Raw genomic sequence first — 21,142 nt, forward strand, 5'->3', positions numbered from 1 at the left:
TTTCCTCCGGCTTTCCTTGTGCCGTCTTGTTATGCGGCCTTGCGGCCGCGCGCGGCAAGCCATGCCTCGGTCAGCTGCTCGAAGCGCGAGGCCATGTCGGCGATAGCCTCGTCATCCGACATCCTGCCGGCAAGCCATTGTTCGGCGGCGTTGATGAAGATGGTGCGACCGACGGCAAATCCCTTGACGATCGGCGCATTCGCGGTGGCGGCAAAGGCCGCGACCAGCTCGTCCTGCGGCGCCTCCAGGCCTAGCAGCACGACGCCGCGGCACCAAGGATCGTTTTTGACGATCACCTGCTCGATCTTCGCCCAGGCGTTGGCGGAAGCCTGCGGCTCGAGCTTCCACCAGTCGGGTTTGATGCCCAGCGCATAGAGTTCCTCGAGCGCGCGCGGAATGGTGGTGTCGTCGAGCTTGCCGTGCTTCCCGGCGATGATTTCGACGAGCAGTTCGCGGCCGACTTTTCGTGCCGCCTCGAACAGGGCCCGCAGCTTCTGCTGCTGCTCGGCCTTCAGCGCCTCCGGATCGTCCGGATGGTAGAAGCACAGGCATTTGATGCAGTGGTCGACCGGCCATTCGATCAGCTGCGAGCCAATGTCCTGCGAGAATTCGAAGCGCAGCGGCCGCGATCCAGGCAATTCGACCGGACGGCCGAGCCAAGCGAAGGAATGGCGAGCGAATTCGAACATCGCGTCGCGCCCATATTTCTCGTCGATCAGCATGCCGTAACCATCGCGGCCGGCAGCGACTTTTGCCGCCGCCTTGACGGTGAGCACCTTGAAGTCGGGGATGCGCGAAACATCGGCGCCGACCCTGGCCGCGACATCTTCCAGCTGGACGCGGTGGTCGCAGGCAAGCGCCATCAGCGACGGGATATCGCGCCGGCGCGTGGTGGCCCAATGGATGTGGTTGATCGCCTCGTCCTTGCGCAGCGCCAGATGCTTGCTGCCATGCTTCAGGAAGAACTGCAGTTCCTCGAAGGTCGGATATTCCGGTGCGCAGAGCAGGCGCGACACCGCAAAGGCGCCGCAGGCATTGGCCCAGGTTGCCGCCGTCGCAAAACTTTCGCCACCGAGCCAGCCGCGCAGGAAGCCCGACATGAACGCGTCGCCGGCGCCGAGCACGTTGTAGACCTCGATCGGAAAACCCTGGCCGACGATGCCGTCCTCGAGGTTGTCGCTAATCGGGCCGTCATAGACGATGCAGCCCTTGGCGCCGCGCTTCAGCACAATGGTGGCCGCGGACAGCGAGCGGATTGTCTTCAATGCGCTGAGGCAATCGTCGGCGCCCGACGCGATCATGATCTCCTCCTCGGTGCCGACGATGAGATCGCAATCCGGCAGCACCGTCTGCAGCTGCGCCGAGACGCGGTCCGACTTGACGTAGCGCTCGAAACCTTCGGCATGGCCGGCGAGCCCCCAGAGGTTCGGGCGATAGTCGATGTCGAACACCACCTTGCCGCCCCTGGCCTTCATCAGGCGGATAGCTTTGCGCTGCGCGGCGTCCGAATTGGGCCGCGAGAAATGCGTGCCGGTGACGACGACCGCGCGCGCCGACGCGATGAAAGCTTCGTCAATGTCCTCTTCCGCAAGCGCCATGTCGGCGCAGTCGGAGCGATAGAAGATCATCGGCGAGACGCCTTCGTCCTCGACGGAAAGCAGGACCAGCGCGGTCAGGCGCTCCTTGTCGGTCTTCAGGCCGTCGACCGAGACGCCCTCACGTCTGAGCTGCTCGCGAATGAAGCGGCCCATCTGCTCGTCGCCGACGCGGGTGAGCAGCGCCGAGCGCAGGCCGAGTCTTGCCGTGCCGACGGAAATATTGGCCGGGCAGCCGCCGACCGACTTGGCGAAGGAGGTGATGTCCTCCAGCCGCGAGCCGATCTGCTGGCCGTAGAGATCGACCGAGGCGCGGCCGATCGTGATGACGTCGAGCGGCGGATATTTTGCTTCCACGGCTTCGCCCATTCGAACCTCCCATCGGCCTTGTTGTGCAGAGCAGCGTCGTTTTGGGCAGCACGCGCGAACGGCATCGTGGCGCCGTCAATATGAAATAATAATTCCAATCCATAGTCAATATGGAATGAGCATTCCCGGATGGAAAAACTGCCTGTTCGGTCTGCTCAGGCCTTGCGCTTGCGGCCGGCGTCGCGACGCTTCTCGCCGACGGCGACGGTGAGCGCCATGGCGAGCGCCATGGTCGCCGAGATCGAACGGAAGCCGCCGAAATCGGCTTCCGCCACCTCGAACCAGACCTTGGCGAACTGGGCCAGCGGCGAAAACGAGCTGTCGGTGATGGCGACGATCGGCACGCCTTGCTCGGCGATCGCGCGCGTCTCCTCGATGGTCGCGGGAGCGTAAGGCGAGAAGCTGATGGCGATGACGGCGTCGCGCGGCGTGGCGAAGCCGATCATCTCGGCATTGAGCCCCGCCGCCGATTCCACCAGCTGGTTGCGGATCTTGAGCTTGCCCAGTGCGTAGGCGATGTAGGAGGCGACCGGATAGGAGCGGCGCTTGGCCAGCACATAGATTGTCTCGGCTTTAGCCAGAAGCGTGATTGCTTCCTCGAAATGCGCATCGTTCAACGAGCGCGAAATGTCGCTGAGCGAGGTGCTGGCCGCGGCGACGAACCCGTCGAAGATCGCGCGGTGGCCGCCACCTTCCTCGGCCTTGGCGCGCAGTGCCGCCAGCCTTTCGTCATAGGAAGAAGTGCGTTCGCGCAGACGTTCCCGAAACACCTGCTGCAGGCTGGTGAAGCCGTCGAAGCCGAGCTGCTGGGCGAAACGGATCAGCGTCGAGGGCTGGACACCGGCCGAGGCCGCGATGCTCGCCGCCGTGCCGAAGGCGATGTCGTCGGGATTGTCGAGCGCATAGGCGGCGATCTGGGCGATGCGCTTGGGCAGGCTCGCGCGCCGGTCCAGGATCGTTGCGCGCAACGTCTCGAAATCGCGAGGCACCCGTTCGTCCATCGTCGCTCCGCCCACGGCCATACTGGTGTCCCTCTCCTGCCTCATCATAGCGGTTTCGCGCAAGAACACCATAAAAAATGATTTGGACGTTCCATTCCTGGGAAAAATGGATTAACTCATCCACACGAACATTCCCCTATCGCGGAGACAATCGACATGGTCGGAGTGGGCCTCATCGGCACGGGTTTCATGGGCAAGTGCCACGCCATCGCCTGGAACGCTGTCGGCACAGTCTTTCCCGATGTCGAGAAGCCGAGACTGGTGCATCTGGGCGAGGTCAATGACGAGCTCGCAAAGCGCAAGGCCGGCGAATTCGGCTTCGCCAAGGGTTCCGGCGACTGGCGCGCGGTGGTGAACGATCCTGAGGTCGATGTCGTCTCATTGACCACGCCCAACCAGTTCCATCCGGAAATGGCGATCGCCATCCTCGAAGCCGGCAAACATTTGTGGTGCGAGAAGCCGATGGCGCCAAGTTTCGCCGAGGCCGAGGCGATGGCGAAGGCGGCCACGAAATCCGGCAAGGTGGCAGCGCTCGGCTACAACTACATTCAGAATCCGGCCATCCGCCATATCGGCGCGCTGCTCGAGGAAAAGATCATCGGCGACGTCAATCTCGTGCGTATCGAGATGGACGAGGATTTCATGGCCGATCCGGAGGCGCTGTTCTTCTGGAAGCATGAGGCGGCTTCAGGCTACGGCGCGCTCGACGATTTCGCCGTCCATCCGCTGTCACTGATCAAGGTGCTGTTCGGCCGCGTCGCCTGCGTCATGTGCGACATGGCGAAGCCCTATGCCGACCGGCGTGTCGCTTCCGGCGGGCGCCGCGCGGTCGAAACCTACGACATCGCCAGCGTGCTGATGCATCTCGAGAACGGCGTCGCCGGCACGCTGCTGGTCAGCCGTTCAGCCTGGGGCCGCAAGGGGCGCATCGCCATCCAGATCTTTGGCTCGAAGGGCTCGATCCTCTACGACCAGGAGCGGATGAACGAGTTCCAGCTCTACCTCACCGCCGACCGGCCGACCGAGCAGGGTTATCGCACCATCCTGGTGGCGCCGCATCATAAGCCCTACGATTCCTTCCTGCCTGCGCCCGGCCATGGCCTCGGCTTCAACGACCTCAAGATGATCGAGTGCCGCGAGGTGCTGATGCGGATTGCCGGCAAGCCGGCACGGATCATCGACTTCGACGAAGGGCTGGAGATCGAGCGCACGGTGCATGCGATGGCGTGCTCGTTCCAGGAACAGCGCTGGATGGATGTACGGTAGGCCTGCGACGCGTCACGTGCCGGCGGCCGGGCTATTGATCTCCCAGCCGTCCACCCAGATCTGCCGCAGGCGGTCGCCGTCACCTTTGAACCAAAGGCCGGCCGGCTGGCAGTCCTGGATGCGGTCGCTGCGGAAGTTGCGGATGGCCTGGCGCAGTTCGCACCAGGCGACGATGTTGGCGCTCTCGGCATAGTAGATCAGCGCGATCGGTCGGATGATGCGCTTTGTGTCGCGGCCTGCTTCGTCACGATAGGCAAGGTCCAGCTTTTCCTCGTCACGGATGGCGCGGCGCACCAGCGCCAGATCGACCGCCGAGGCCGAAGGCGCTGCAAATCCCCAGGCATGCAGCGCGTTGGCGTCGAGGGTCTGCCGCAAGGGCGGCGGCACCGCGCCGGCGATCTTGGCGCCGACGCGTTTTGCCGCCTGCTTGAGCTCGTCATCGCCGGTGCGCTCGAGCAGCGCCAGCGACAGCACGATCGCCTCCATCTCCTCGATCGAGAACATCAGCGGCGGCAGGTCGAAGCCGGGACGCAGGATGTAGCCGATGCCGCGCCCGCCCTCGATCGGCACCCGCATCGCCTGCAGTGCCGCAATGTCGCGATAGACCGAGCGCACCGTCACTTCCAGCTGTTCGGCGATCGTCGCAGCGGTGACCGGTTTCCTGGCCAGCCGCAGGATCTGGATGATCTCGAACAGGCGCGACGCCTTGCGCATTTCCTCACCCGGCCGAAACGCAACTGACACACCCCCGTCAGTTGGGTGGCCTATAGGGCCGCCTACGCGTTTGAAAATCAACAGATTCCTTCTCGCCCTGGCTGACGAGGAGGCAGGCAACTGACATGAACTACACAGAAAACCTCTGGCTCTTCTTCATCCTGCTGGTCGGCATCATCGCTGTGCCGGGCATGGACATGCTGTTCGTGCTGGCTAATGCGCTGACCGGTGGCGGCAACAGAGGATTGGCCGCGACCGCCGGCATCATGCTGGGCGGCGCGGTGCATACGCTGAACGGCGCGATCGGCGTCGGCCTGCTCATGCATTTCGTGCCAATCCTGTTCAAGCCGCTGCTGATCGCCGGCGCCGCCTACATGGCCTATATCGGCATTTCGCTGATGCGCAGCTCGATCACTGTCGGCGACGATGGGCTCACCGGCAGCCGCTCCGCCTGGAAGGCCTTTCGCCAGGGATTGGTCACCTGCCTGATCAACCCCAAGGCATATCTCTTCATCCTTGCCGTCTATCCGCAGTTCTTGAAGCCGGCTTATGGTCCGATCTGGATGCAGGCGACAATCATGGGGCTGCTGACCGTCGCCATGCAGGCGGGAATCTATGGCGGGCTCGCCATCACCGCCGGCCGCAGCCGGGCGCTGCTGGTCGGCAATCCGCAGGCGACGGTTGTTGCCGTCCGCGCGGCCGGGTTGCTGCTGTTTGCCGTCTCGGTGTTCACCGCATGGGAAGGGCTGAGGGCGGCGTGATTACCGCCCCCTTCCATGACTCGGCTCAGGCGGCGCCTTGTCTGGCTGCCAACATTTCGCGCTTCACCGAGCGGCGCCATTCGACGGCGCCGGCAAGGCCGTGCAGCACCGTCTCGGTGGTCGCCCAGTCGATGCAGCCGTCGGTGATGCTCTGGCCGTAGGTGAGCGGCTTGCCGGGTACCACGTCCTGGCGGCCGGCGACGAGATTGCTCTCGATCATGACGCCGATGATGCGCTCGTCGCCCGCGGCGACCTGCCCCGCCACGTCATGCGCGACCTTGGGCTGGTTCTCCGGCTTCTTGCCGCTGTTGGCGTGGCTGACATCGATCATCAGGCGCGGCGCGATACCGATGCGGCCGAGCTCGGCGGCGGCGGCGTCGACGCTTGCCGCATCGTAGTTCGGCACGACACCGCCGCGCAGGATGACGTGGCAATCCTCATTGCCGGTGGTCGCCGCAATGGCGCTGCGGCCGCCCTTGGTCACCGCCATGAAATGATGCGGCTGGGCGGCCGACTTCACCGCTTCGCCGGCAATGCGCAGATTGCCGTCGGTGCCATTCTTGAAGCCGACCGGGCAGGAGAGGCCCGAGGCCAACTCGCGGTGGATCTGGCTTTCGGTCGTGCGCGCGCCGATGGCGCCCCAGGCGACAAGGTCGGCGATATATTGCGGCGTCGTCATGTCGAGGAACTCGGTCGCCGCCGGCAGGCCGAGATTGTTGACGGCGGAAAGCACGTTGCGCGCCATGCGCAACCCCTTGTCGATGTGGAAGCTGCCGTCGAGGTCGGGGTCGTTGATCAAGCCCTTCCAGCCGACCGTGGTGCGCGGCTTCTCAAAATAGACGCGCATGACGATCTCGAGCCGGTCCGCCAGGGCCTCGCGCAGCGCCGCCAGACGGCTGGCGTAGTCCACGGCGGCGACCGGGTCGTGGATGGAACAAGGGCCGACGATGACTACCAGTCGATCGTCGGCCCCCGTCAGGATGGAATGGATGGCGTTGCGCGAAGCGGCAACGGTGCGCGTCGTCGTCAGTGAGCGCGGTATCTCGCGCATCACCTCGTCCGGCGTGCTCAGGACTTTGAGTTCCTTGACCCGAAGGTCGTCTGTGGTAGTCAACACGGCTTTCTGCTCCTGGTTAGGAGACCTGCCGGCTGAAACGAAAAAGCCGCCAGGTCTGGCGGCTTTTCGGATTTAGCTGCTGCAATCTTCAGATCGAGCGCAATCCTCCCGCCGCCAGCGAGCTGTCGTAATAAAAGTACCAAAACGAGGCGGTCAGGTGGATCATGCGGCTCATATAGTCGATGCCGGGGCGCTTGTCACTCTCTCTTTGTTTGCGCAATTCCGGACGGAAAATCGCTTCACACTTTTCCTGGAATTGCTCTATTCGCCGATCACGCCGGCGATGTTCTGGTCGTAGTCGACCAGTGAGCCGGTCATGACGCCGGCTTGCGGGCTCAGCATATAGGTGATCAGCCGGGCAAGCTGGGCCGGCTTCACAAGCTGGCCCATCGGCTGGGCGGCCTCGGCCTTTGCCAGCCAGTCGTCCGGCGCGTCATGCCACTTCTTCTGCACGATCGCCTCGCCTTCGGTGTCCATCCAGCCAGGCAGCACGGCGTTGCAGCGGATGCGGTTCCGCCGATACGAGCTCGCAACATTCTTGGTCAGCGTCATCAGCGCGCCCTTGCTGGTCGAGTAGGGCGTCAGGAAAGACTGGCCGGCATGCGCCGACATCGACAGCACGTTGACGATCGAGCCTGGCGCCTTGCGCTCCAGAAGATGCGCGACGAGGCTCTGCATCAGGAAGAAGGGTCCGCGCACGTTGGTGTCGAAGATCTGGTCGAAAAGCTCCTCGGTGGTTTCCACCAGCGAGCCGCGCGCCGAGGTGGCGGCGGCGTTGACCAGCGCGTTCAGCGTGCCGAAATGGCCGAGCGCGGTCGCGACGGCACGCTTGCAGTCGGCGACCTTGGCGACGTCGGCGCTGATGAAGATGGCGTCAACGCCGCTCTTCTTCAGCGCGGCGACTGCCTTGTCGCCCTTCTCCTGCGAGCGGCCGATCAGCGCCAGCGCCCGGCAGCCCTCGTCGACCAACGCCTCGGCAACGGCGAAGCCGATGCCTTGCGCGCCGCCGGTGACGATGGCGCGCGTTTCTGAGTTGCGACCGGCCAAACCGTTCATCGCTCTGCTCCTGTGTTTTGATAACCAATGGTTTTCCGAGATTCATTGAGGTTCCGATCGGTTTCTTCGGCGCCTTGTCGCAACGTTAAGAACTTGGTCGAAGCGTCCTCAACTTCGTCATCCTAGGGCGAAGCAGGAGCGAAGCTCCGTCGCGGAGACCCTAGGATCCATGCCGTGACCCCGGCCGAAGAAGGCAGCGAAGCAGAATTTCTGCACCGTTAGCATCGTTCTGATGTAACGGCATGGATCCTGGGGTCTGCGCCGCGTCGCTTCGCTCCTTGCTCCGCCCCAGGATGACGATGCGATGGGTGTTGCGACTAATCGCCAGGCCTGGGAGACTGGCAACCTGACCGTCCTCAAAACATTCGCCTCACCGAATTACTCGACGCGGACAGTCTTGCCCGTCTTCGCCGACTGCAAGGCCGCGTCGGCCAGCTTCAAGGCGACCAGCCCATCCTTGCCGCTCGGCGCCGCCTTCTTGCCGGCAGTCGCCGCGGCAATGAAAGCCGCGATCTCGTTGGCATAGGCGTCGATGTAGCGGGTCATGAAGAAATCGTGCAGCGGCGGGCGCGTATAGCCCTTGTCGTTGGCGAGCTCGATCGACACCGGGCGCTGGTTTTCGGCCGCGACCATGCCCTTGGAGCCATGCACCTCGATGCGCTGGTCGTAGCCATAGGTGGCGCGGCGCGAATTGGAGATGACGGCCTGCTTGCCCGAGGCCGTTTCCAGGATGACGCTGACCGAGTCGAAATCGCCGGCTTCGCCGATCTTCTTGTCGACCAGTACCGAGGCATGGGCGCTGACGGCAACTGGCTCCTCGCCGAGCAGGAAGCGCGCCATGTCGAAATCATGGATGGTCATGTCGCGAAAAATGCCGCCCGAGCGAGCGATGTATTCGAGCGGTGGAGCGCCAGGATCGCGCGAGGTGATGGTGACCATCTCGACCGCGCCGATGGCGCCGTCGTCGATCGCCTTGCGGACCGCGGCGAAATGCGGATCGAAGCGGCGGTTGAAGCCGACCATCAGCGTTGCGTTGGCCTTCTCGACCACGGCAAGGCACTGCTCGACGCGCTTGACGTCGAGGTCGATCGGCTTCTCGCAGAAGATCGCCTTGCCGGCCTTGGCGAAGCGCTCGATGAGGTCCGCATGGGTGTCGGTCGGCGTGCAGATGATGACGGCATCGATGTCCTTGGCCTGCTCTATGGCATCGATCGTGCGCACCTCGGCGCCATAGGCGGAGGCGAGCTCCGTTGCCGCTTTCTCGAAGGCGTCGGCCACGGCCACCAGTTTGGCCTGCGGGTTGGAGGCAACGGCGCGGGCATGCACCTTGCCGATACGGCCGGCGCCGAGAAGAGCGAAGCGGAGAGTCATGGAATGTCCTTCGAGGGTGGTTTTAAAACATGTCCGCGCCTGCCGGCGCGGACGATTTGGTTGATCCCGTCGTGGCGCCCTGTCAGGCGGCCTTAAGCTCCGCCTGTCCGGTCTTGGCGCCGGTGATGTAGGCGACGATGTCGTTGCCGTCGGTATCCTGCTTGCGCAGGTTGGCGACGATGCGGCCGCGGCGGAAGACGACGATGCGGTCGACCAGGTCGAATACCTGGCGCATGTTGTGGCTGATCAGGATCAGCGGCTCGCCGTTTTCCTTGAGCGTGCGGATGATGTTTTCGACCTGCGCCGTCTCCTGCACGCCGAGCGCGGCCGTCGGCTCGTCCATGATGATCAGCTTGGAAGCGAAGGTCGCTGTGCGGGCGATCGCCACGCACTGGCGCTGGCCACCCGACATGTGGCGGATGGTGCTGGAGAGGTTGGGTATCTTCACCGCCGTGCGGACAAGTGCTGCCTCGGTCGCCTTGCGCATGGCCTTGCGGTCAAGGATCGAGAAGGGGCCGAGGTTGAACAGCACCTTCTCGCGGCCGAGGAACAGGTTCGACGGCACGTCGAGGTCGTCGGCCAGCGCAAGGTTCTGGAACACGGTCTCGATGCCCGCTTCGCGCGCCTCGATCGGTCCGGCGAAGTTCACTTCCTTGCCGTCGAACCAGATCTTGCCGTCGGTGCGCTGCTCGACGCCGGTGATCTGGCGCACGAAGGTCGATTTGCCGGCGCCGTTATCGCCCATGATGGCGACATGCTCGCCCTTGCGCAGCTCGAAATTCGCCTCCTGCAGCGCGTGCACGCCGCCATAGTGCTTGGTGAGGTTTTCGGTCTTCAGAACGATGTCTGACATGGTCAAGCTCCTATCGCCCGGCGGCGCTGGCGCCATTGATCGAGAACGACTGCGCCGACGATGATCACGCCCTTGACCATCTCCTGGTAGTAGGCGTCGAGGCGCAGGAAGGTGAAGCCGGAGATGATGACGCCGAAGATCAGCGAGCCGATCACGGTGCCTATGATAGACCCGCGGCCGCCCGACAGCGAGACGCCGCCGATGACCGCCATGGCGATCGCGTCGAGCTCGTACATCACGCCCATGCCGGCCTGGGCGGTGAGGTTCTTGGATGAGAGAACCACCGCGGCGATCGAGGCGAGGATGCCGGCAATCACATAGACCAGCACCTTGTGGTTGGCGATCTTGATGCCGGACATGCGCGCGGCGTCCTCGTTGGAACCAATCGCGTAACAGTGCTTGCCGTATCTGGTGTAGCTCAGGATGAGCTGGAACAGGATCGCCAGCGAAATGAAGATGATGACCGGCATCAGCCCCTTACCGATGGCCGCGAAGCTGTCGGTCGGGAAAGAGATCGGCTGGCCCTTCGACCACCATTTGGCGATGCCGCGCGCGGTGACCATCATGCCGAGCGTGGCGATGAAGGGCGGAATGCGGGTGTAGGCGATCAAGGAGCCGTTGATCAGGCCGGCGATAAGACCGCAGCCGACGGCGACCAGAAGCGGCACGATGACCGGCAGGTCGGTCCAGCCATAGGCGATGAACATCGCCTTCGGGTTGGGATTGCCGTTGACGGTCGCCACCTGGGCAAAGCTCATGGCGATCATGGCGGTGGCGCCGACGATCGAGCCCGAGGACAGGTCGATGCCGCCGCTGATGATGACCTGGGTGACGCCGATGGCGATGATGCCGACGATCGACACCTGCAGGATGATGATCTGCAGGCGCTGCTCGTTGAAGATGCCGGTGACATTCTCGCGGGTGTTGAACAGGAAACTGTCGCCGAGGAATACGCGGCCGATCACTTCGAACGCGCCGACCAGGATGACGAGCGCTAGGAACACGTTGAACTCGGCAGGCCAGGGGCGCTTCTTGGCGTCGTAACTCAAGCCGCCAATGCCATGCGATGTCTGTGACACGTCTTCTTCCTCCGAATGACCGCGCCCGCTCTCCCGCCCGGTGGAGCGGGAGAAGGTCGGGAGCGGCGCCGCTCTGTCAGCAGCCGGTTTCAGCCAGTCCGATGCGTCGGAGCGCCGCTCCAGGGTTTGTCTTCACGCAATTCCGTACGGGAAGCCTTTCCTGGAACTGCGTTGGCGCGGCCTCAGTTCTTCTTCAGGAACTTGTCGATGTTCGCCGGCGTCACGAGCTGGAAGGGGATATAGACCTTGTGTTCCACCTTCTCGCCCTTGGCGAGCTTCAGCGCCGCGTCGAGCGCGCCGGCGCCCTGGCCGGCCGCGTCCTGGAAGACACTTACGTCGAGATCGCCCGCCTGCATCGCGGCAAGCGCATCCTGGGTGGCGTCGACGCCGCCGACCACGACCGACTTCATGTCGATGTTGGCGGCCTTGATCGCCTGGATGGCGCCGATGGCGCTTTCGTCGTTGTTGGCGATGACGCCGTCGAACTGTTTGCCGGACGACAGCCAGTTGGTCATCAGGTTCTGCGCTTCGTCACGCTTCCAGTTCGAGGTCTGCTTGTCGATGATCTTGATGAAGTTGCAGTCGGGCGTGCTGATGACTTCTTCGATGTCCTTGGTGCGCTGCACGGCGGCCTGGTTGGAAAGCTCGCCCATGATCACGTAGACATTGGCTTCCTTCTTGCCGGCTTCCTTGAAAAGGCGGCAGGCCTCCTTGGTCTCGAGCGTGCCGGATTCGGCCTCGTTCGAGGCGACGAAGGCCTGGTTGTCGGGCAGCTTGTCGACATTGACCGGCTCGCGATTGACATAGACCAGCGGGATCTTGGCCGCGGCGGCCGCATCCGACATCGCCTGGGTGGCCGAGGTGTCGACAGGGTTGACGATGATGGCATCGACGCCCGAGGCGGCGAAGTTCTTGATCTGGTCGAGCTGCTTGGCCACGTCGTTCTGCGCGTCCTCGACCTGCAGCTCGACGCCGCTCATGCCCTTGGCCTGCGCGATCATGCCGTTGCGCAGCACGGTCAGGAAGTTGTCGTCGAAAAGGGCCATCGAAACGCCGATCTTGGCGGCAAAGGCGGATGAACACATCAGCGCCGAAAGCGCGACGCCCAAAAGCAGTTTCTTCATTTTATTTCTCCTCCACATGGTGTCCGGCTGCACCGATTGAACCGGAATCCCCGATCTCTCCGGGGAATCTCTCCCTACGGCCTTTCCGGCGGCGTTTTCCTCACACAATGGAACGCCCGGTTCCCCGTTTGAAACAGATGTTCCGGAACGAAAGAACCAAAATACCCAGTTGATGAAATATTTATTCCATTTCGCTTGCGGCCGTCAAGGGAGATTCGGAATGGACATGCCGGTTTTTCGATCTCGACAGGCGTGCGGCGCCCTCCGTGGCCGGGGACGCGAGCGTCCTGCAGCGGAATCCCGGGCGGATTCCCGCCGCGAAAGGATTCCATCAGTCTGATGGATCACATCATTTCGGCGGGCGGCGGCTCAGATGTTTTCCGGCAGATAGATGTCGAAAGGCAGAAAGGTCTGCCCGGGCGCATTGGCGGCGCCGCTCTCAATGGCATGCGCCATCAGCCCGACAAGTTCGCGGCAGAGCGCCGCCAGCGGTGTCGAGATCACCATGGTGAGGATGTTGTCGGCAAGTGCTGCGCGCGACTCGGCGTTGATCTCGTTGCAGATCACCACCGGCATGTTGGCTGGCCGCGCCTCCCTCAGAGCCGCGACCGCGCCCTCCATGCCGCCGCCGGCGACGTAGCAGCCGGCAAGGTCCGCATGCCGGGCCAGAAGATCGAGCATCGCATCATGCGTCACCTGGTTGGCTTCCAGATTGACCAGCGTCTCCATCACCGTGAAATCCGGCGCATGCTCGCGGAAATAGGAGCGGAAGCCGATCTCGCGCAATTCGTGGCCATGGAAGCGGTGGCTGCCGACAAAGAGCGCGACCTTGCCGGGCGTCCTGGCCGCCTTGGCGATCATCCAGGCCGCGGTGCGCCCAACCTTGCGGTTGTCGAGCCCGACATAGCCCTCGCGGATGCCGGCAGCGAAGTCGGACAGCAGCGAAAAGACGGGCTGCCCTCGCGCCTTTAGCGCCTCCACCACCGCTGTCAGCGTCGGATGGTCCGGGCCGACCACGGCGATGGCTCTGGATTTCGCCGCCAGCTTGCGCATCTGGACGGCGATCTCGTCGGGCGCCAGCGAGGCGGCGAAGTCGACCGTCGCGACGCCGCGGAAGCGCTGCGACTGCTCGACTGCAAGCTCCAGCTCCCGCGCGAAATCGCCGTAGAAGACATCATTGCCGCGCAGGAGCAGGAAGCCGAGGCGGTATTCCGGCAATTCCTGGCGCATGCGCTGCTTGATCAGACCGGCGGCGTGATAGCCGATATCGGTCGCGGCCTCGTAGACACGGCGCGCCGTTTCCTCGCGCACCGGCAGGCGGTTGTTCAGCACCCTGTCGACGGTGGCGACGCTGAAGCCGGAGACGCGCGCGAGATCAGTAATGGTCGGCCGCTTTGCCATGAATGCTCCATCGCTTGCCCGACTCAGAATAACTCATCCTGATAGGAAATGATAGAAACTATCTTTGTGACGTTGAGACTATCATGGCTTGGCGCTATGGTGAAGTCGAAGCCAGCCACAGGCGATCCGCGGCATGCCAAGGGCCCATTCGCCAGGTGCTGATGGAGGAACCCGCAATGACGGCAATCACGTCTCCGGCACCGTCCGGACGCGACTACAGCCTGACCGGCCGCGACGCCCGGCTTGCGGTCGAGAACGGGCTGTCGGCGGCCGAGTGGTATCATACCGACATCCCACGCAAGCAGATGAAGGAGCTGATGCAGCGCTCCGACCAGCCGGCGATCCGCGACACCATCATCTGGCTCGCCGTGCTGATCCTCAGCGGCGCCGGCGGCGCCTGGTTCTGGGGCAGCTGGTGGTGCGTGCCGTTCTTCTTCGTCTATGGCGTGCTCTACGGCTCCTCGACCGATTCCCGCTGGCATGAATGCGGGCACGGCACGGCCTTCCGCACCCAGTGGATGAACGATGCCGTCTACCAGATCGCCTGCTTCATGATCATGCGCAATCCGGTGACCTGGCGCTGGAGCCACACGCGCCACCACACCGACACCATCATCGTTGGCCGCGACCCGGAGATCGCCGTCATGCGGCCGCCGGACCTTGTGCGCCTGGTCCTGAACTTCTTCGGCATCCTCGACGTCTGGCACGCGATGACCGACATGGTGCGCAACGCCGCCGGTGTCATCAGCGCCGCGGAGAAAACCTTCATTCCCGAACAGGAGCAGCCCAAGGCCATCCGCGCCGCCCGCATCTGGCTGGCCATCTATGTCGCGACCATCGCGCTGGCGCTCTATCTGCATTCATGGCTGCCGCTGATGCTCGTCGGCCTGCCCCGCCTCTATGGCGCCTGGCATCACGTCATGACCGGTCTGCTGCAGCATGGCGGCTTGGCCGACAATGTCATTGACCACCGCCTGAACAGCCGCACCGTCTACATGAATCCGATCAGCCGGTTCATCTACTGGAACATGAACTACCATGTGGAGCACCACATGTTCCCGATGGTGCCCTATCACGCGCTGCCGAAGCTGCATGAGTTGATCAAGCACGATTTGCCGGCGCCGACGCCGTCGATCCTGGCCGGCTACCGCGAGATGATCCCCGCCTTCCTGCGCCAGCTCCGCAACGAGGATTATTTCATCAAGCGCGAGCTGCCGCCGACGGCAAAACCCTATCGGGAAGAGCTGCACAACGACAATCCGGCAGCGGCTGCGGCCGAGTGACCGGTCCCGACACAACCGACAACGAAGAATTTCGCCGGAGGACGACATGAGCGACTGGGTCGAGGCCTGCGCGGCCGGAGACATCGACGAAGAGGATGTAATGCGGTTCGATCACGCCGGCCGCACCTACGCCATCTATCGCAGCCCGGAGGACGAATATTTCGCGACCGACGGCCTGTGCTCGCACGAGAAAGTACATCTGGCCGATGGGCTGGTGATGGACGACATCATCGAATGCCCGAAGCACAATGGCCGGTTCAACTACAAGACCGGCGACGCGCGCGGCGCGCCGGTCTGCGTCAACCTCAAGACCTATCCGGTCAAGGTCGACGCCGGCAAAGTCCTCATTCAGGTCGGGTGACGGCGATGGCGGGAGGAATGGTCATCATCGGCGCCGGCGAATGCGGCGGGCGCGCCGCGCTCACCTTGCGCGACCTCGGTTTCGAAGGGCCGGTGACGCTGGTTGGCGACGAGCCGCATCTGCCCTATGAGCGGCCGCCGCTGTCGAAAGAGGCGATGACCAGCGAGGCGCCGCTGATCAAGGCGATCGCCAGCGACGAGCTGCTGGCCGAGCGCTCGATCCGCCATATCCATTCCGTCCGGGCCGTGGCGATCGACCGCGCCGCGCAAATCGTGCGCCTGTCGGACGGCTCTTCGCTTGCCTATGACAAGCTGCTGCTTGCGACCGGGTCCGTGCCGCGCAAGCTGCCGATGCCGGGCCTGGGCGGCCGCTGCGTTTATCTCCGGACCTTCAACGACGCGCTCGCCATCCGCGCCCACCTCAGCGCCGGCAACCGCGTCGCCATCATCGGCGGCGGCTTCATCGGCCTCGAGCTTGCCGCTTCGGCGCGCAAGCTCGGCGCCGCGGTTACGGTGCTGGAGGCGCAGCCGCGCATCCTGATGCGCGGCGTGCCGGCCGAAATCGCGGAAATCATCCACAAGGCGCATGAGGCTGAAGGCGCGAAAGTGCTCACCGGCCAGGGCGTCGCCGCGATCGCCGATGACGGCGCCGAGGTTTGCATCACGCTTGCCGACGGGCAGGAGATCGTCGCCGATCTCGCGGTGATCGGCATCGGTGCCGTGCCGGTGACGACGCTTGCCGCCGAAGCGGGCCTGGCGATCGACAACGGCATCGCCGTCGATGGCACGCTGCGCACCGAGGATCCGGACGTCTTCGCCGCCGGCGACTGCTGCTCCTTCCCGCTGGCAATCTATGGCGGCCGGCGCGTGCGGCTGGAGGCCTGGCGCAACGCGCAGGAACAGGGCGCGCTCGCCGCGAAGAACATGCTGGGCGCCGATGAGCCGCATGCCGCTGTCCCGTGGTTCTGGTCGGATCAGTACGGGCTGACGCTGCAGATCGCCGGGCTTTCGGACGAAGGGCGCTCGACGGTGCGGCGCGACCTCGATGACAATGCCTTCATCCTGTTCCATCTGGCGGAAGACGGAAGGCTGGTCGCCGCGAGCGGCATCGGCCCCGGCAATGCGGTGGCGCGCGATATCCGTCTGGCGGAAATGCTGATCGCCAGAAAGGCTACGCCGGCGCCCGAGGCGCTGGGATCGCAAGCGGTCAAGCTGAAGTCGCTGCTGGCGGCATAGTCCGCCAATCTAACCGGCATTGTGGGGATCAGGGATATGGCACGCAACAGACCGACCGTCGCCGATCTGCAGGCGCTGAAGGGCAAGCGCCAGCTTTCGAAGCTGCGCGTCTTTTCGCTAGAAGAGGCCGAGGCCGCAGAGCACGCGGGCATCGACATCATCTCGGTCACTTACGATGTGATGTTCGATCCGCGTTTCCGCGACGCCGCGCCCACCTGCTTTGCCATTCCCGGCGACGAACGCATCAAGCTGGGCGCCACCACCGACGAGATCCTGCGCATGGCGGTGAAGCTGCGCGCCGCCAGCGCCGACGCCATGTATTGCTCGGCCAGTCTGCAGACCATCCGCCGGCTGCGCGACGAACACATCCCGGTTTGCGGCCATGTCGGCCTGATCCCCGCGCATGCGACCTGGACGGGCGGCTTCAAGGCGGTCGGCAAGACGGCCGAGAGTGCCGCCTTCGTGTGGAAGCAGGTCAAGGACCTCGAAGCCGCCGGCGCCTTCGCCGCCGAGATCGAGGTGGTGCCGGCTGGCGTCGCAAGCGCGATCTCCAGGCGCACGCCGCTGATCATGATCTCGATGGGCGCGGGCGCCGGCTGCGATGCGCAATATCTGTTCTCGGAAGACGTGCTCGGCACCAATCGCGGCCGCTACCCGCGCCATGCCAAGCGCTACCGCGACTTCGCGGCGGAATTCGACCGGCTGCAGAACGAGCGCATCGCCGCCTTCTGCGAATATGCCGACGACATCCAGTCGGGCGCCTATCCGGAGCCGCGCCACATGGTCGAGGCTGATCCGGAGGAATTGCGCAAGTTCGAGGTGTTCTTGGCTTCGGAAGGCTACTGAGCGGTCGAATTCAAGCCGCTAGAACAGCGCCCTCAGCTCGTCCAGCTTGTCGTTGATCAGCCAGCCGTAATAGTTCTCTTCCGGCAGCTTTTCAGGTTCCCCGGCAGCGCGGCGCTTCTCGTTCTCCTCCTTCAGCGCATAGGCGCGCTGCTCGGGATTGCCGACATTGTAGAGCGTGGCCGTCAGGCCCGGATTGTGCGAGATGTCGAAGCCGGCGATACTCTTGTAGGCGTCGATCGACTTCCTGATGGTCGCGGCGACGTAAGGCAGCGTGAGATCCGGATCCATGATGGTCTTGTAGACCGTGTTGGGGTCCTTGACGTCGAGCTCGGGCAGGCCGGAGACCTTGTGCACGAGGTCGCTCATCTGCAGCGCCGTCAGCGGGTTGAGCTGGCCGAGGCCGAAGGTCTGGCCGGCATAGTAGGGCTGGAAGAAGGTGGCGCCGAAGCGGTCGTTGGGGAAGCTTGTTCCGTCGACCGTCTTGCCGCGGAAGGAGCGGTTCCAGACCTGCTCGCGGCATTCCCAGAGATCGTAACTGTCGTCCTTGCCGGCGCATTTCTTGAATTCCGGCCGTTGCACGAAATCGCTCACGTCCTCGCCGTCATAGGCGAAGGTGAGCTTGCTCGACAGGTAGGAGATCGCCTTGACGTAATAGGTCTGCAGCCGGTCGTAGGCGTCGACATTGTAGGTGTGCTCGCCGACGATGGCGCCGACGATGTGCATCGGATCGATGCCGTAGGCCGCCGCCGCCTTCTTGATCTTGGCGCGAAGCTCGGCGTCGTTCTGCAACAGCGCATAGACCTTGCGGTACTTGGCCTGGAAGGTGGTGTTGGTGGCCTGGGTGCGCCGGCTGGACGCACCGGGAATATCCGGCTGCACGCTGTTGCGGTTGCCCGGCGGCACCATGGTTGCGGCATCGGCGCTCGCCACCGCCGCCGCTAATGCCAGGCCAACAAGGAGAAGTACGCGTTTCTTCATGCGCCGCCGCTCTGGAGCAGCTCAGCCATCAATGAAAGCCGACCCGCTCCAATCATTTGTTTATGCAATTCCTGACGGAAAACCGCTAGGCACTTTTCCGGGAACTGCTCCCAGGAATCGGCGGCAAACTAGGTAAAGCGGGCCAGAGAGTCGAGACAGGGCTAGCTTGCGCCGGAACGAAAGGTGGCCAGATGGTACCGTCTGGCCACACATCGCCCGGGCTTACTTTTAGAGGATGAACCGAGACAGGTCGGTGTTGCGCGACAGATCTCCGACATGCTTCTGCACATAATCGGCATCGATGGTGACCGCCGTGCCGTGGCGGTCCGGAGCGTCGTAGGAAATCTCGTCCAGCACCCGCTCCATCACCGTCTGCAGGCGCCGGGCGCCGATGTTCTCGACGCTGGCGTTGAGATCGACGGCAATGCCGGCGAGCGAATCGATGGCGTCGTCGGTGAAGACGAGATCGACGCCTTCGGTCTTCATCAGCGCGATGTATTGCTTGATGAGGCTGGCCTCGGTCTCGGTGAGGATGCGGACGAAATCCTCCTTCTCCAGCGCGCGCAGCTCGACGCGGATCGGCAGGCGGCCCTGGAGCTCCGGCAACAGGTCCGAGGGCTTGGAGACATGGAAGGCGCCTGAGGCGATGAACAGGATGTGGTCCGTCTTGACCGGCCCGTATTTGGTCGCGACCGTCGTGCCTTCGACCAGCGGCAGCAGGTCGCGCTGCACGCCCTCACGTGAAACGCCGGCGCCCATGCCGCCCTCGCGCGAGGCGATCTTGTCGATCTCGTCGAGGAAGACGATGCCGTCATTTTCCGTCGATTCCAGCGCACGGCGCACCACCTCGTCCTGGTCGAGCAGCTTGTCGGATTCGTCATTGACCAAAAGCGTATAGGAATCGCGCACCGTGGTTTTGCGGGCCTTGGTCCGGCGGCCGCCCATCGCCTTCGACAGCATGTCGTTGATGTTGAGCACGCCGATATTGGCGCCGGGCATGCCGGGGATCTCGAAACCGGGCATGCCGCCGGTGCCGGTGTCGGCCACCTCGATCTCGATCTCCTTGTCGTCGAGCTCGCCATCGCGCAGCCTCTTGCGGAAGCTGTCGCGCGTGGCCGGGCTCGCCGTCTTGCCGACGAGGGCTTCCAGCACCCTTTCCTCGGCATTGACCTGGGCGCGCGCCCTGACGTCCTCGCGCATCTTCTCGCGCGTCAGGCCGATGGCGACCTCGACAAGGTCGCGCACGATCTGCTCGACATCGCGGCCGACATAGCCGACCTCGGTGAACTTGGTGGCCTCGACCTTGACGAAGGGTGCGCCGGCCAACCGCGCCAGGCGGCGCGAGATCTCGGTCTTGCCGACGCCGGTCGGGCCGATCATCAGGATGTTCTTCGGCATCACCTCCTCGCGCATCTGGCCTTCCAGCTGCTGGCGGCGCCAGCGGTTGCGCAAGGCTATGGCCACGGCGCGCTTGGCGTCCTTCTGGCCGATGATGAAGCGATCGAGTTCCGAAACGATTTCGCGGGGGGAGAAGGTGCTCATACCACTCAAATTCCACTTTGCCACTGCTTGATGGACTCGAACGGATGCAGCAGCATGATCACGTTGAGCGTCAGATTGTCCCGGATGATGTAGCCCGTGCCGAACTCGAAAATGAGCGCCAGAGCGACAATCACCCATATAGGAAGCTTTCGCGCCATCACAAATCCCAGCACCATGAAGAGGGTGTCGGACACCGAGTTGATGACGCTGTCGCCGTAGTAATTGAGAGAGATAGTGCCGGAGCGGTAGCGGTCGATGATGAAGGGGCTGTTTTCGAGCAGCTCCCAGCCGCCCTCGATGAGGACGGCGAAGGCAAGCCGCAGCCCGACCGGCGAGCGCGGGAACAGGAACCGCGCCAGCGCATAGAACAGGAAACCGTGGATGATGTGCGAGAAGGAGTACCAGTCGGCGATATGCTGGGAATTCTCCGAGCTGTTCACCACGCCGTGCCAGAGCTTGACATAGCCGCAGGTGCAGATCGGCGGGTGCCCCATGCCGTAGAGCGCTCCGGCCTGGAAGATGACCATGGCGAGCACGAGAAGCAGCCCCATGCGCCAGCTGTCTTCATAGGCAGAAAGCGTCTTGTCTTCCCCGGATGCGGTCATCTGGTCAGTTCCCCTCTTCCATCTCGGCTTCGGCCGCATCGACGGCCATCAGCACGACGTCCCCATATTGCGAATGCCTGCGGCCGATCGGCCTGAAGCCGGCTTTTTCATAGGCGCGGATGGCGCGGCCGTTCTCCGGATGCGGATCGATGATGACGCGTGGCGCGCCTTCCTCGAACAGTTCCTCGACAAACTGGCGGACGATCGCCGAGCCATGGCCGATGCCGACCAGCTCTGGCGGGCCGATCGACAGATCGATGCCTAGCGTGCCGAACGGCTGGTCGGCATAGGGATGATCGTCCTCGAGATGCGGATCGTAGCTTTGCAGGTAGGCGATCGGCCTGCCGTCGAGCTCGACGATCAGCGGCTCCACCGAAACCGACGAGATGTGCTCGCGGATTTCGGCGATCTCCTTTTTCGGATCGTCCCACCATTCGGCGATATGCGGCTCGGCCAACCAACGTGCGATCATCGGCAGGTCCTTCTCGGTGACCGGCCGAAAATCGTAGCTATCTTCCTGTTCGACCATGATCTTTTCCGAACCGGAGGTCAGCGAAGTAAAAAAGCCGGTTCCCACTTTTGGAG

General features: G+C 63.7%; 20 protein-coding genes. 6 read left to right on the forward strand and 14 right to left on the reverse strand.

Going from position 1 to position 21,142, the window contains the following annotated elements:
• Positions 1-29 precede the first annotated feature (29 nt).
• Together RFN28_RS19045 and RFN28_RS19050 are read right to left on the reverse strand one after the other, a co-directional pair.
• Positions 30-1,964 (reverse strand): bifunctional 5-dehydro-2-deoxygluconokinase/5-dehydro-2-deoxyphosphogluconate aldolase, encoded by a 1,935-nt coding sequence (locus RFN28_RS19045; RefSeq protein WP_320288866.1) that lies wholly within the window; start codon positions 1,962-1,964, stop codon positions 30-32.
• 155 nt (positions 1,965-2,119) lie between these two features.
• A complete protein-coding gene (locus RFN28_RS19050; protein WP_320288867.1) occupies positions 2,120-2,965 on the reverse strand; it encodes a MurR/RpiR family transcriptional regulator in 846 nt (281 codons plus the stop codon).
• 156 nt (positions 2,966-3,121) lie between these two features.
• On the opposite strand from RFN28_RS19050, the gene RFN28_RS19055 reads away from it, so the two are divergent.
• Positions 3,122-4,231 carry a Gfo/Idh/MocA family protein gene (locus tag RFN28_RS19055; protein WP_320288868.1) on the forward strand — a complete coding sequence of 370 codons (1,110 nt, stop codon included), beginning with the start codon at positions 3,122-3,124 and terminating at the stop codon, positions 4,229-4,231.
• Positions 4,232-4,243: 12 nt separating this feature from the next.
• Here RFN28_RS19055 and RFN28_RS19060 read toward each other — a convergent pair whose 3' ends face one another.
• Positions 4,244-4,945, reverse strand: coding sequence for a helix-turn-helix transcriptional regulator (locus RFN28_RS19060; RefSeq protein ID WP_320288869.1), 702 nt, complete (start codon positions 4,943-4,945; stop codon positions 4,244-4,246).
• 125 nt (positions 4,946-5,070) lie between these two features.
• Between RFN28_RS19060 and RFN28_RS19065 the strand changes: the two genes are divergently transcribed.
• Positions 5,071-5,706, forward strand: a complete 636-nt coding sequence (locus tag RFN28_RS19065; protein ID WP_320288870.1) for a LysE family translocator — start codon at positions 5,071-5,073, stop codon at positions 5,704-5,706.
• A 25-nt stretch (positions 5,707-5,731) separates the two neighbouring features.
• Here the strand turns inward: RFN28_RS19065 and RFN28_RS19070 are convergent, their stop codons facing one another.
• From RFN28_RS19070 to RFN28_RS19100, 7 genes are all read right to left on the reverse strand, one after another.
• Entirely contained in the window at positions 5,732-6,823 is a 1,092-nt protein-coding gene (locus tag RFN28_RS19070; protein ID WP_320288871.1) for a 3-deoxy-7-phosphoheptulonate synthase, read from the reverse strand.
• A 261-nt stretch (positions 6,824-7,084) separates the two neighbouring features.
• Positions 7,085-7,879, reverse strand: coding sequence for an SDR family oxidoreductase (locus RFN28_RS19075; RefSeq protein ID WP_320288872.1), 795 nt, complete (start codon positions 7,877-7,879; stop codon positions 7,085-7,087).
• Positions 7,880-8,257: 378 nt separating this feature from the next.
• A complete protein-coding gene (gene iolG, locus RFN28_RS19080) occupies positions 8,258-9,250 on the reverse strand; it encodes an inositol 2-dehydrogenase (RefSeq protein ID WP_320288873.1) in 993 nt (330 codons plus the stop codon).
• A gap of 82 nt (positions 9,251-9,332) precedes the next feature.
• Positions 9,333-10,103 carry an ATP-binding cassette domain-containing protein gene (locus RFN28_RS19085; protein WP_320288874.1) on the reverse strand — a complete coding sequence of 257 codons (771 nt, stop codon included), beginning with the start codon at positions 10,101-10,103 and terminating at the stop codon, positions 9,333-9,335.
• Positions 10,104-10,105: 2 nt separating this feature from the next.
• Complete coding sequence (locus RFN28_RS19090; protein ID WP_320288875.1) at positions 10,106-11,182, reverse strand: ABC transporter permease; 1,077 nt, start codon at positions 11,180-11,182, stop codon at positions 10,106-10,108.
• 182 nt (positions 11,183-11,364) lie between these two features.
• Entirely contained in the window at positions 11,365-12,306 is a 942-nt protein-coding gene (locus tag RFN28_RS19095) for a sugar ABC transporter substrate-binding protein (RefSeq protein ID WP_320288876.1), read from the reverse strand.
• A 369-nt stretch (positions 12,307-12,675) separates the two neighbouring features.
• Positions 12,676-13,707 carry a LacI family DNA-binding transcriptional regulator gene (locus RFN28_RS19100; protein ID WP_320288877.1) on the reverse strand — a complete coding sequence of 344 codons (1,032 nt, stop codon included), beginning with the start codon at positions 13,705-13,707 and terminating at the stop codon, positions 12,676-12,678.
• A 176-nt stretch (positions 13,708-13,883) separates the two neighbouring features.
• Here RFN28_RS19100 and RFN28_RS19105 point away from each other — a divergent pair, with 176 nt between their 5' ends.
• From RFN28_RS19105 to RFN28_RS19120, 4 genes are read left to right on the forward strand one after another with little or no spacing between them, the layout of a single operon-like run.
• Positions 13,884-14,990: a fatty acid desaturase family protein gene (locus RFN28_RS19105; protein ID WP_320288878.1), complete on the forward strand. Its 1,107-nt coding sequence runs from the start codon at positions 13,884-13,886 to the stop codon at positions 14,988-14,990.
• Positions 14,991-15,036: 46 nt separating this feature from the next.
• Complete coding sequence (locus RFN28_RS19110) at positions 15,037-15,351, forward strand: MocE family 2Fe-2S type ferredoxin (protein WP_071100904.1); 315 nt, start codon at positions 15,037-15,039, stop codon at positions 15,349-15,351.
• A 5-nt stretch (positions 15,352-15,356) separates the two neighbouring features.
• Entirely contained in the window at positions 15,357-16,586 is a 1,230-nt protein-coding gene (locus RFN28_RS19115; protein WP_320288879.1) for an NAD(P)/FAD-dependent oxidoreductase, read from the forward strand.
• A gap of 36 nt (positions 16,587-16,622) precedes the next feature.
• Complete coding sequence (locus RFN28_RS19120) at positions 16,623-17,432, forward strand: 3-methyl-2-oxobutanoate hydroxymethyltransferase (protein WP_320288880.1); 810 nt, start codon at positions 16,623-16,625, stop codon at positions 17,430-17,432.
• Between the two features lie 18 nt (positions 17,433-17,450).
• On the opposite strand, the gene RFN28_RS19125 is transcribed toward RFN28_RS19120, so the two are convergent.
• From RFN28_RS19125 to RFN28_RS19140, 4 genes are all read right to left on the reverse strand, one after another.
• A complete protein-coding gene (locus RFN28_RS19125; protein WP_320288881.1) occupies positions 17,451-18,410 on the reverse strand; it encodes a DUF1402 family protein in 960 nt (319 codons plus the stop codon).
• Positions 18,411-18,638: 228 nt separating this feature from the next.
• Positions 18,639-19,952 carry an ATP-dependent protease ATPase subunit HslU gene (gene hslU, locus RFN28_RS19130; protein ID WP_320288882.1) on the reverse strand — a complete coding sequence of 438 codons (1,314 nt, stop codon included), beginning with the start codon at positions 19,950-19,952 and terminating at the stop codon, positions 18,639-18,641.
• A 5-nt stretch (positions 19,953-19,957) separates the two neighbouring features.
• Positions 19,958-20,557: a DUF2585 domain-containing protein gene (locus RFN28_RS19135; RefSeq protein ID WP_320288883.1), complete on the reverse strand. Its 600-nt coding sequence runs from the start codon at positions 20,555-20,557 to the stop codon at positions 19,958-19,960.
• Positions 20,558-20,561: 4 nt separating this feature from the next.
• Positions 20,562-21,086, reverse strand: coding sequence for a GNAT family N-acetyltransferase (locus RFN28_RS19140; RefSeq protein WP_320288884.1), 525 nt, complete (start codon positions 21,084-21,086; stop codon positions 20,562-20,564).
• Between the last annotated feature and the right edge of the window lie 56 nt (positions 21,087-21,142).

Source organism: Mesorhizobium album (assembly GCF_033977205.1).
In the GTDB taxonomy this organism is placed as follows: Bacteria; Pseudomonadota; Alphaproteobacteria; order Rhizobiales; family Rhizobiaceae; genus Mesorhizobium; species Mesorhizobium album.

Excerpts from the sequence above, each read along its gene's own strand:
- RFN28_RS19045 (WP_320288866.1), bottom strand. The coding sequence starts at position 1,964 with ATGGGCGAAGCCGTGGAAGCAAAATATCCGCCGCTCGACGTCATCACG.
- RFN28_RS19050 (WP_320288867.1), bottom strand. The coding sequence starts at position 2,965 with ATGGACGAACGGGTGCCTCGCGATTTCGAGACGTTGCGCGCAACGATC.
- RFN28_RS19055 (WP_320288868.1), top strand. The coding sequence starts at position 3,122 with ATGGTCGGAGTGGGCCTCATCGGCACGGGTTTCATGGGCAAGTGCCAC.
- RFN28_RS19060 (WP_320288869.1), bottom strand. The coding sequence starts at position 4,945 with ATGCGCAAGGCGTCGCGCCTGTTCGAGATCATCCAGATCCTGCGGCTG.
- RFN28_RS19065 (WP_320288870.1), top strand. The coding sequence starts at position 5,071 with ATGAACTACACAGAAAACCTCTGGCTCTTCTTCATCCTGCTGGTCGGC.
- RFN28_RS19075 (WP_320288872.1), bottom strand. The coding sequence starts at position 7,879 with ATGAACGGTTTGGCCGGTCGCAACTCAGAAACGCGCGCCATCGTCACC.
- iolG (WP_320288873.1), bottom strand. The coding sequence starts at position 9,250 with ATGACTCTCCGCTTCGCTCTTCTCGGCGCCGGCCGTATCGGCAAGGTG.
- RFN28_RS19085 (WP_320288874.1), bottom strand. The coding sequence starts at position 10,103 with ATGTCAGACATCGTTCTGAAGACCGAAAACCTCACCAAGCACTATGGC.
- RFN28_RS19095 (WP_320288876.1), bottom strand. The coding sequence starts at position 12,306 with ATGAAGAAACTGCTTTTGGGCGTCGCGCTTTCGGCGCTGATGTGTTCA.
- RFN28_RS19100 (WP_320288877.1), bottom strand. The coding sequence starts at position 13,707 with ATGGCAAAGCGGCCGACCATTACTGATCTCGCGCGCGTCTCCGGCTTC.
- RFN28_RS19105 (WP_320288878.1), top strand. The coding sequence starts at position 13,884 with ATGACGGCAATCACGTCTCCGGCACCGTCCGGACGCGACTACAGCCTG.
- RFN28_RS19110 (WP_071100904.1), top strand. The coding sequence starts at position 15,037 with ATGAGCGACTGGGTCGAGGCCTGCGCGGCCGGAGACATCGACGAAGAG.
- RFN28_RS19115 (WP_320288879.1), top strand. The coding sequence starts at position 15,357 with ATGGCGGGAGGAATGGTCATCATCGGCGCCGGCGAATGCGGCGGGCGC.
- RFN28_RS19120 (WP_320288880.1), top strand. The coding sequence starts at position 16,623 with ATGGCACGCAACAGACCGACCGTCGCCGATCTGCAGGCGCTGAAGGGC.
- RFN28_RS19125 (WP_320288881.1), bottom strand. The coding sequence starts at position 18,410 with ATGAAGAAACGCGTACTTCTCCTTGTTGGCCTGGCATTAGCGGCGGCG.
- hslU (WP_320288882.1), bottom strand. The coding sequence starts at position 19,952 with ATGAGCACCTTCTCCCCCCGCGAAATCGTTTCGGAACTCGATCGCTTC.
- RFN28_RS19135 (WP_320288883.1), bottom strand. The coding sequence starts at position 20,557 with ATGACCGCATCCGGGGAAGACAAGACGCTTTCTGCCTATGAAGACAGC.
- RFN28_RS19140 (WP_320288884.1), bottom strand. The coding sequence starts at position 21,086 with ATGGTCGAACAGGAAGATAGCTACGATTTTCGGCCGGTCACCGAGAAG.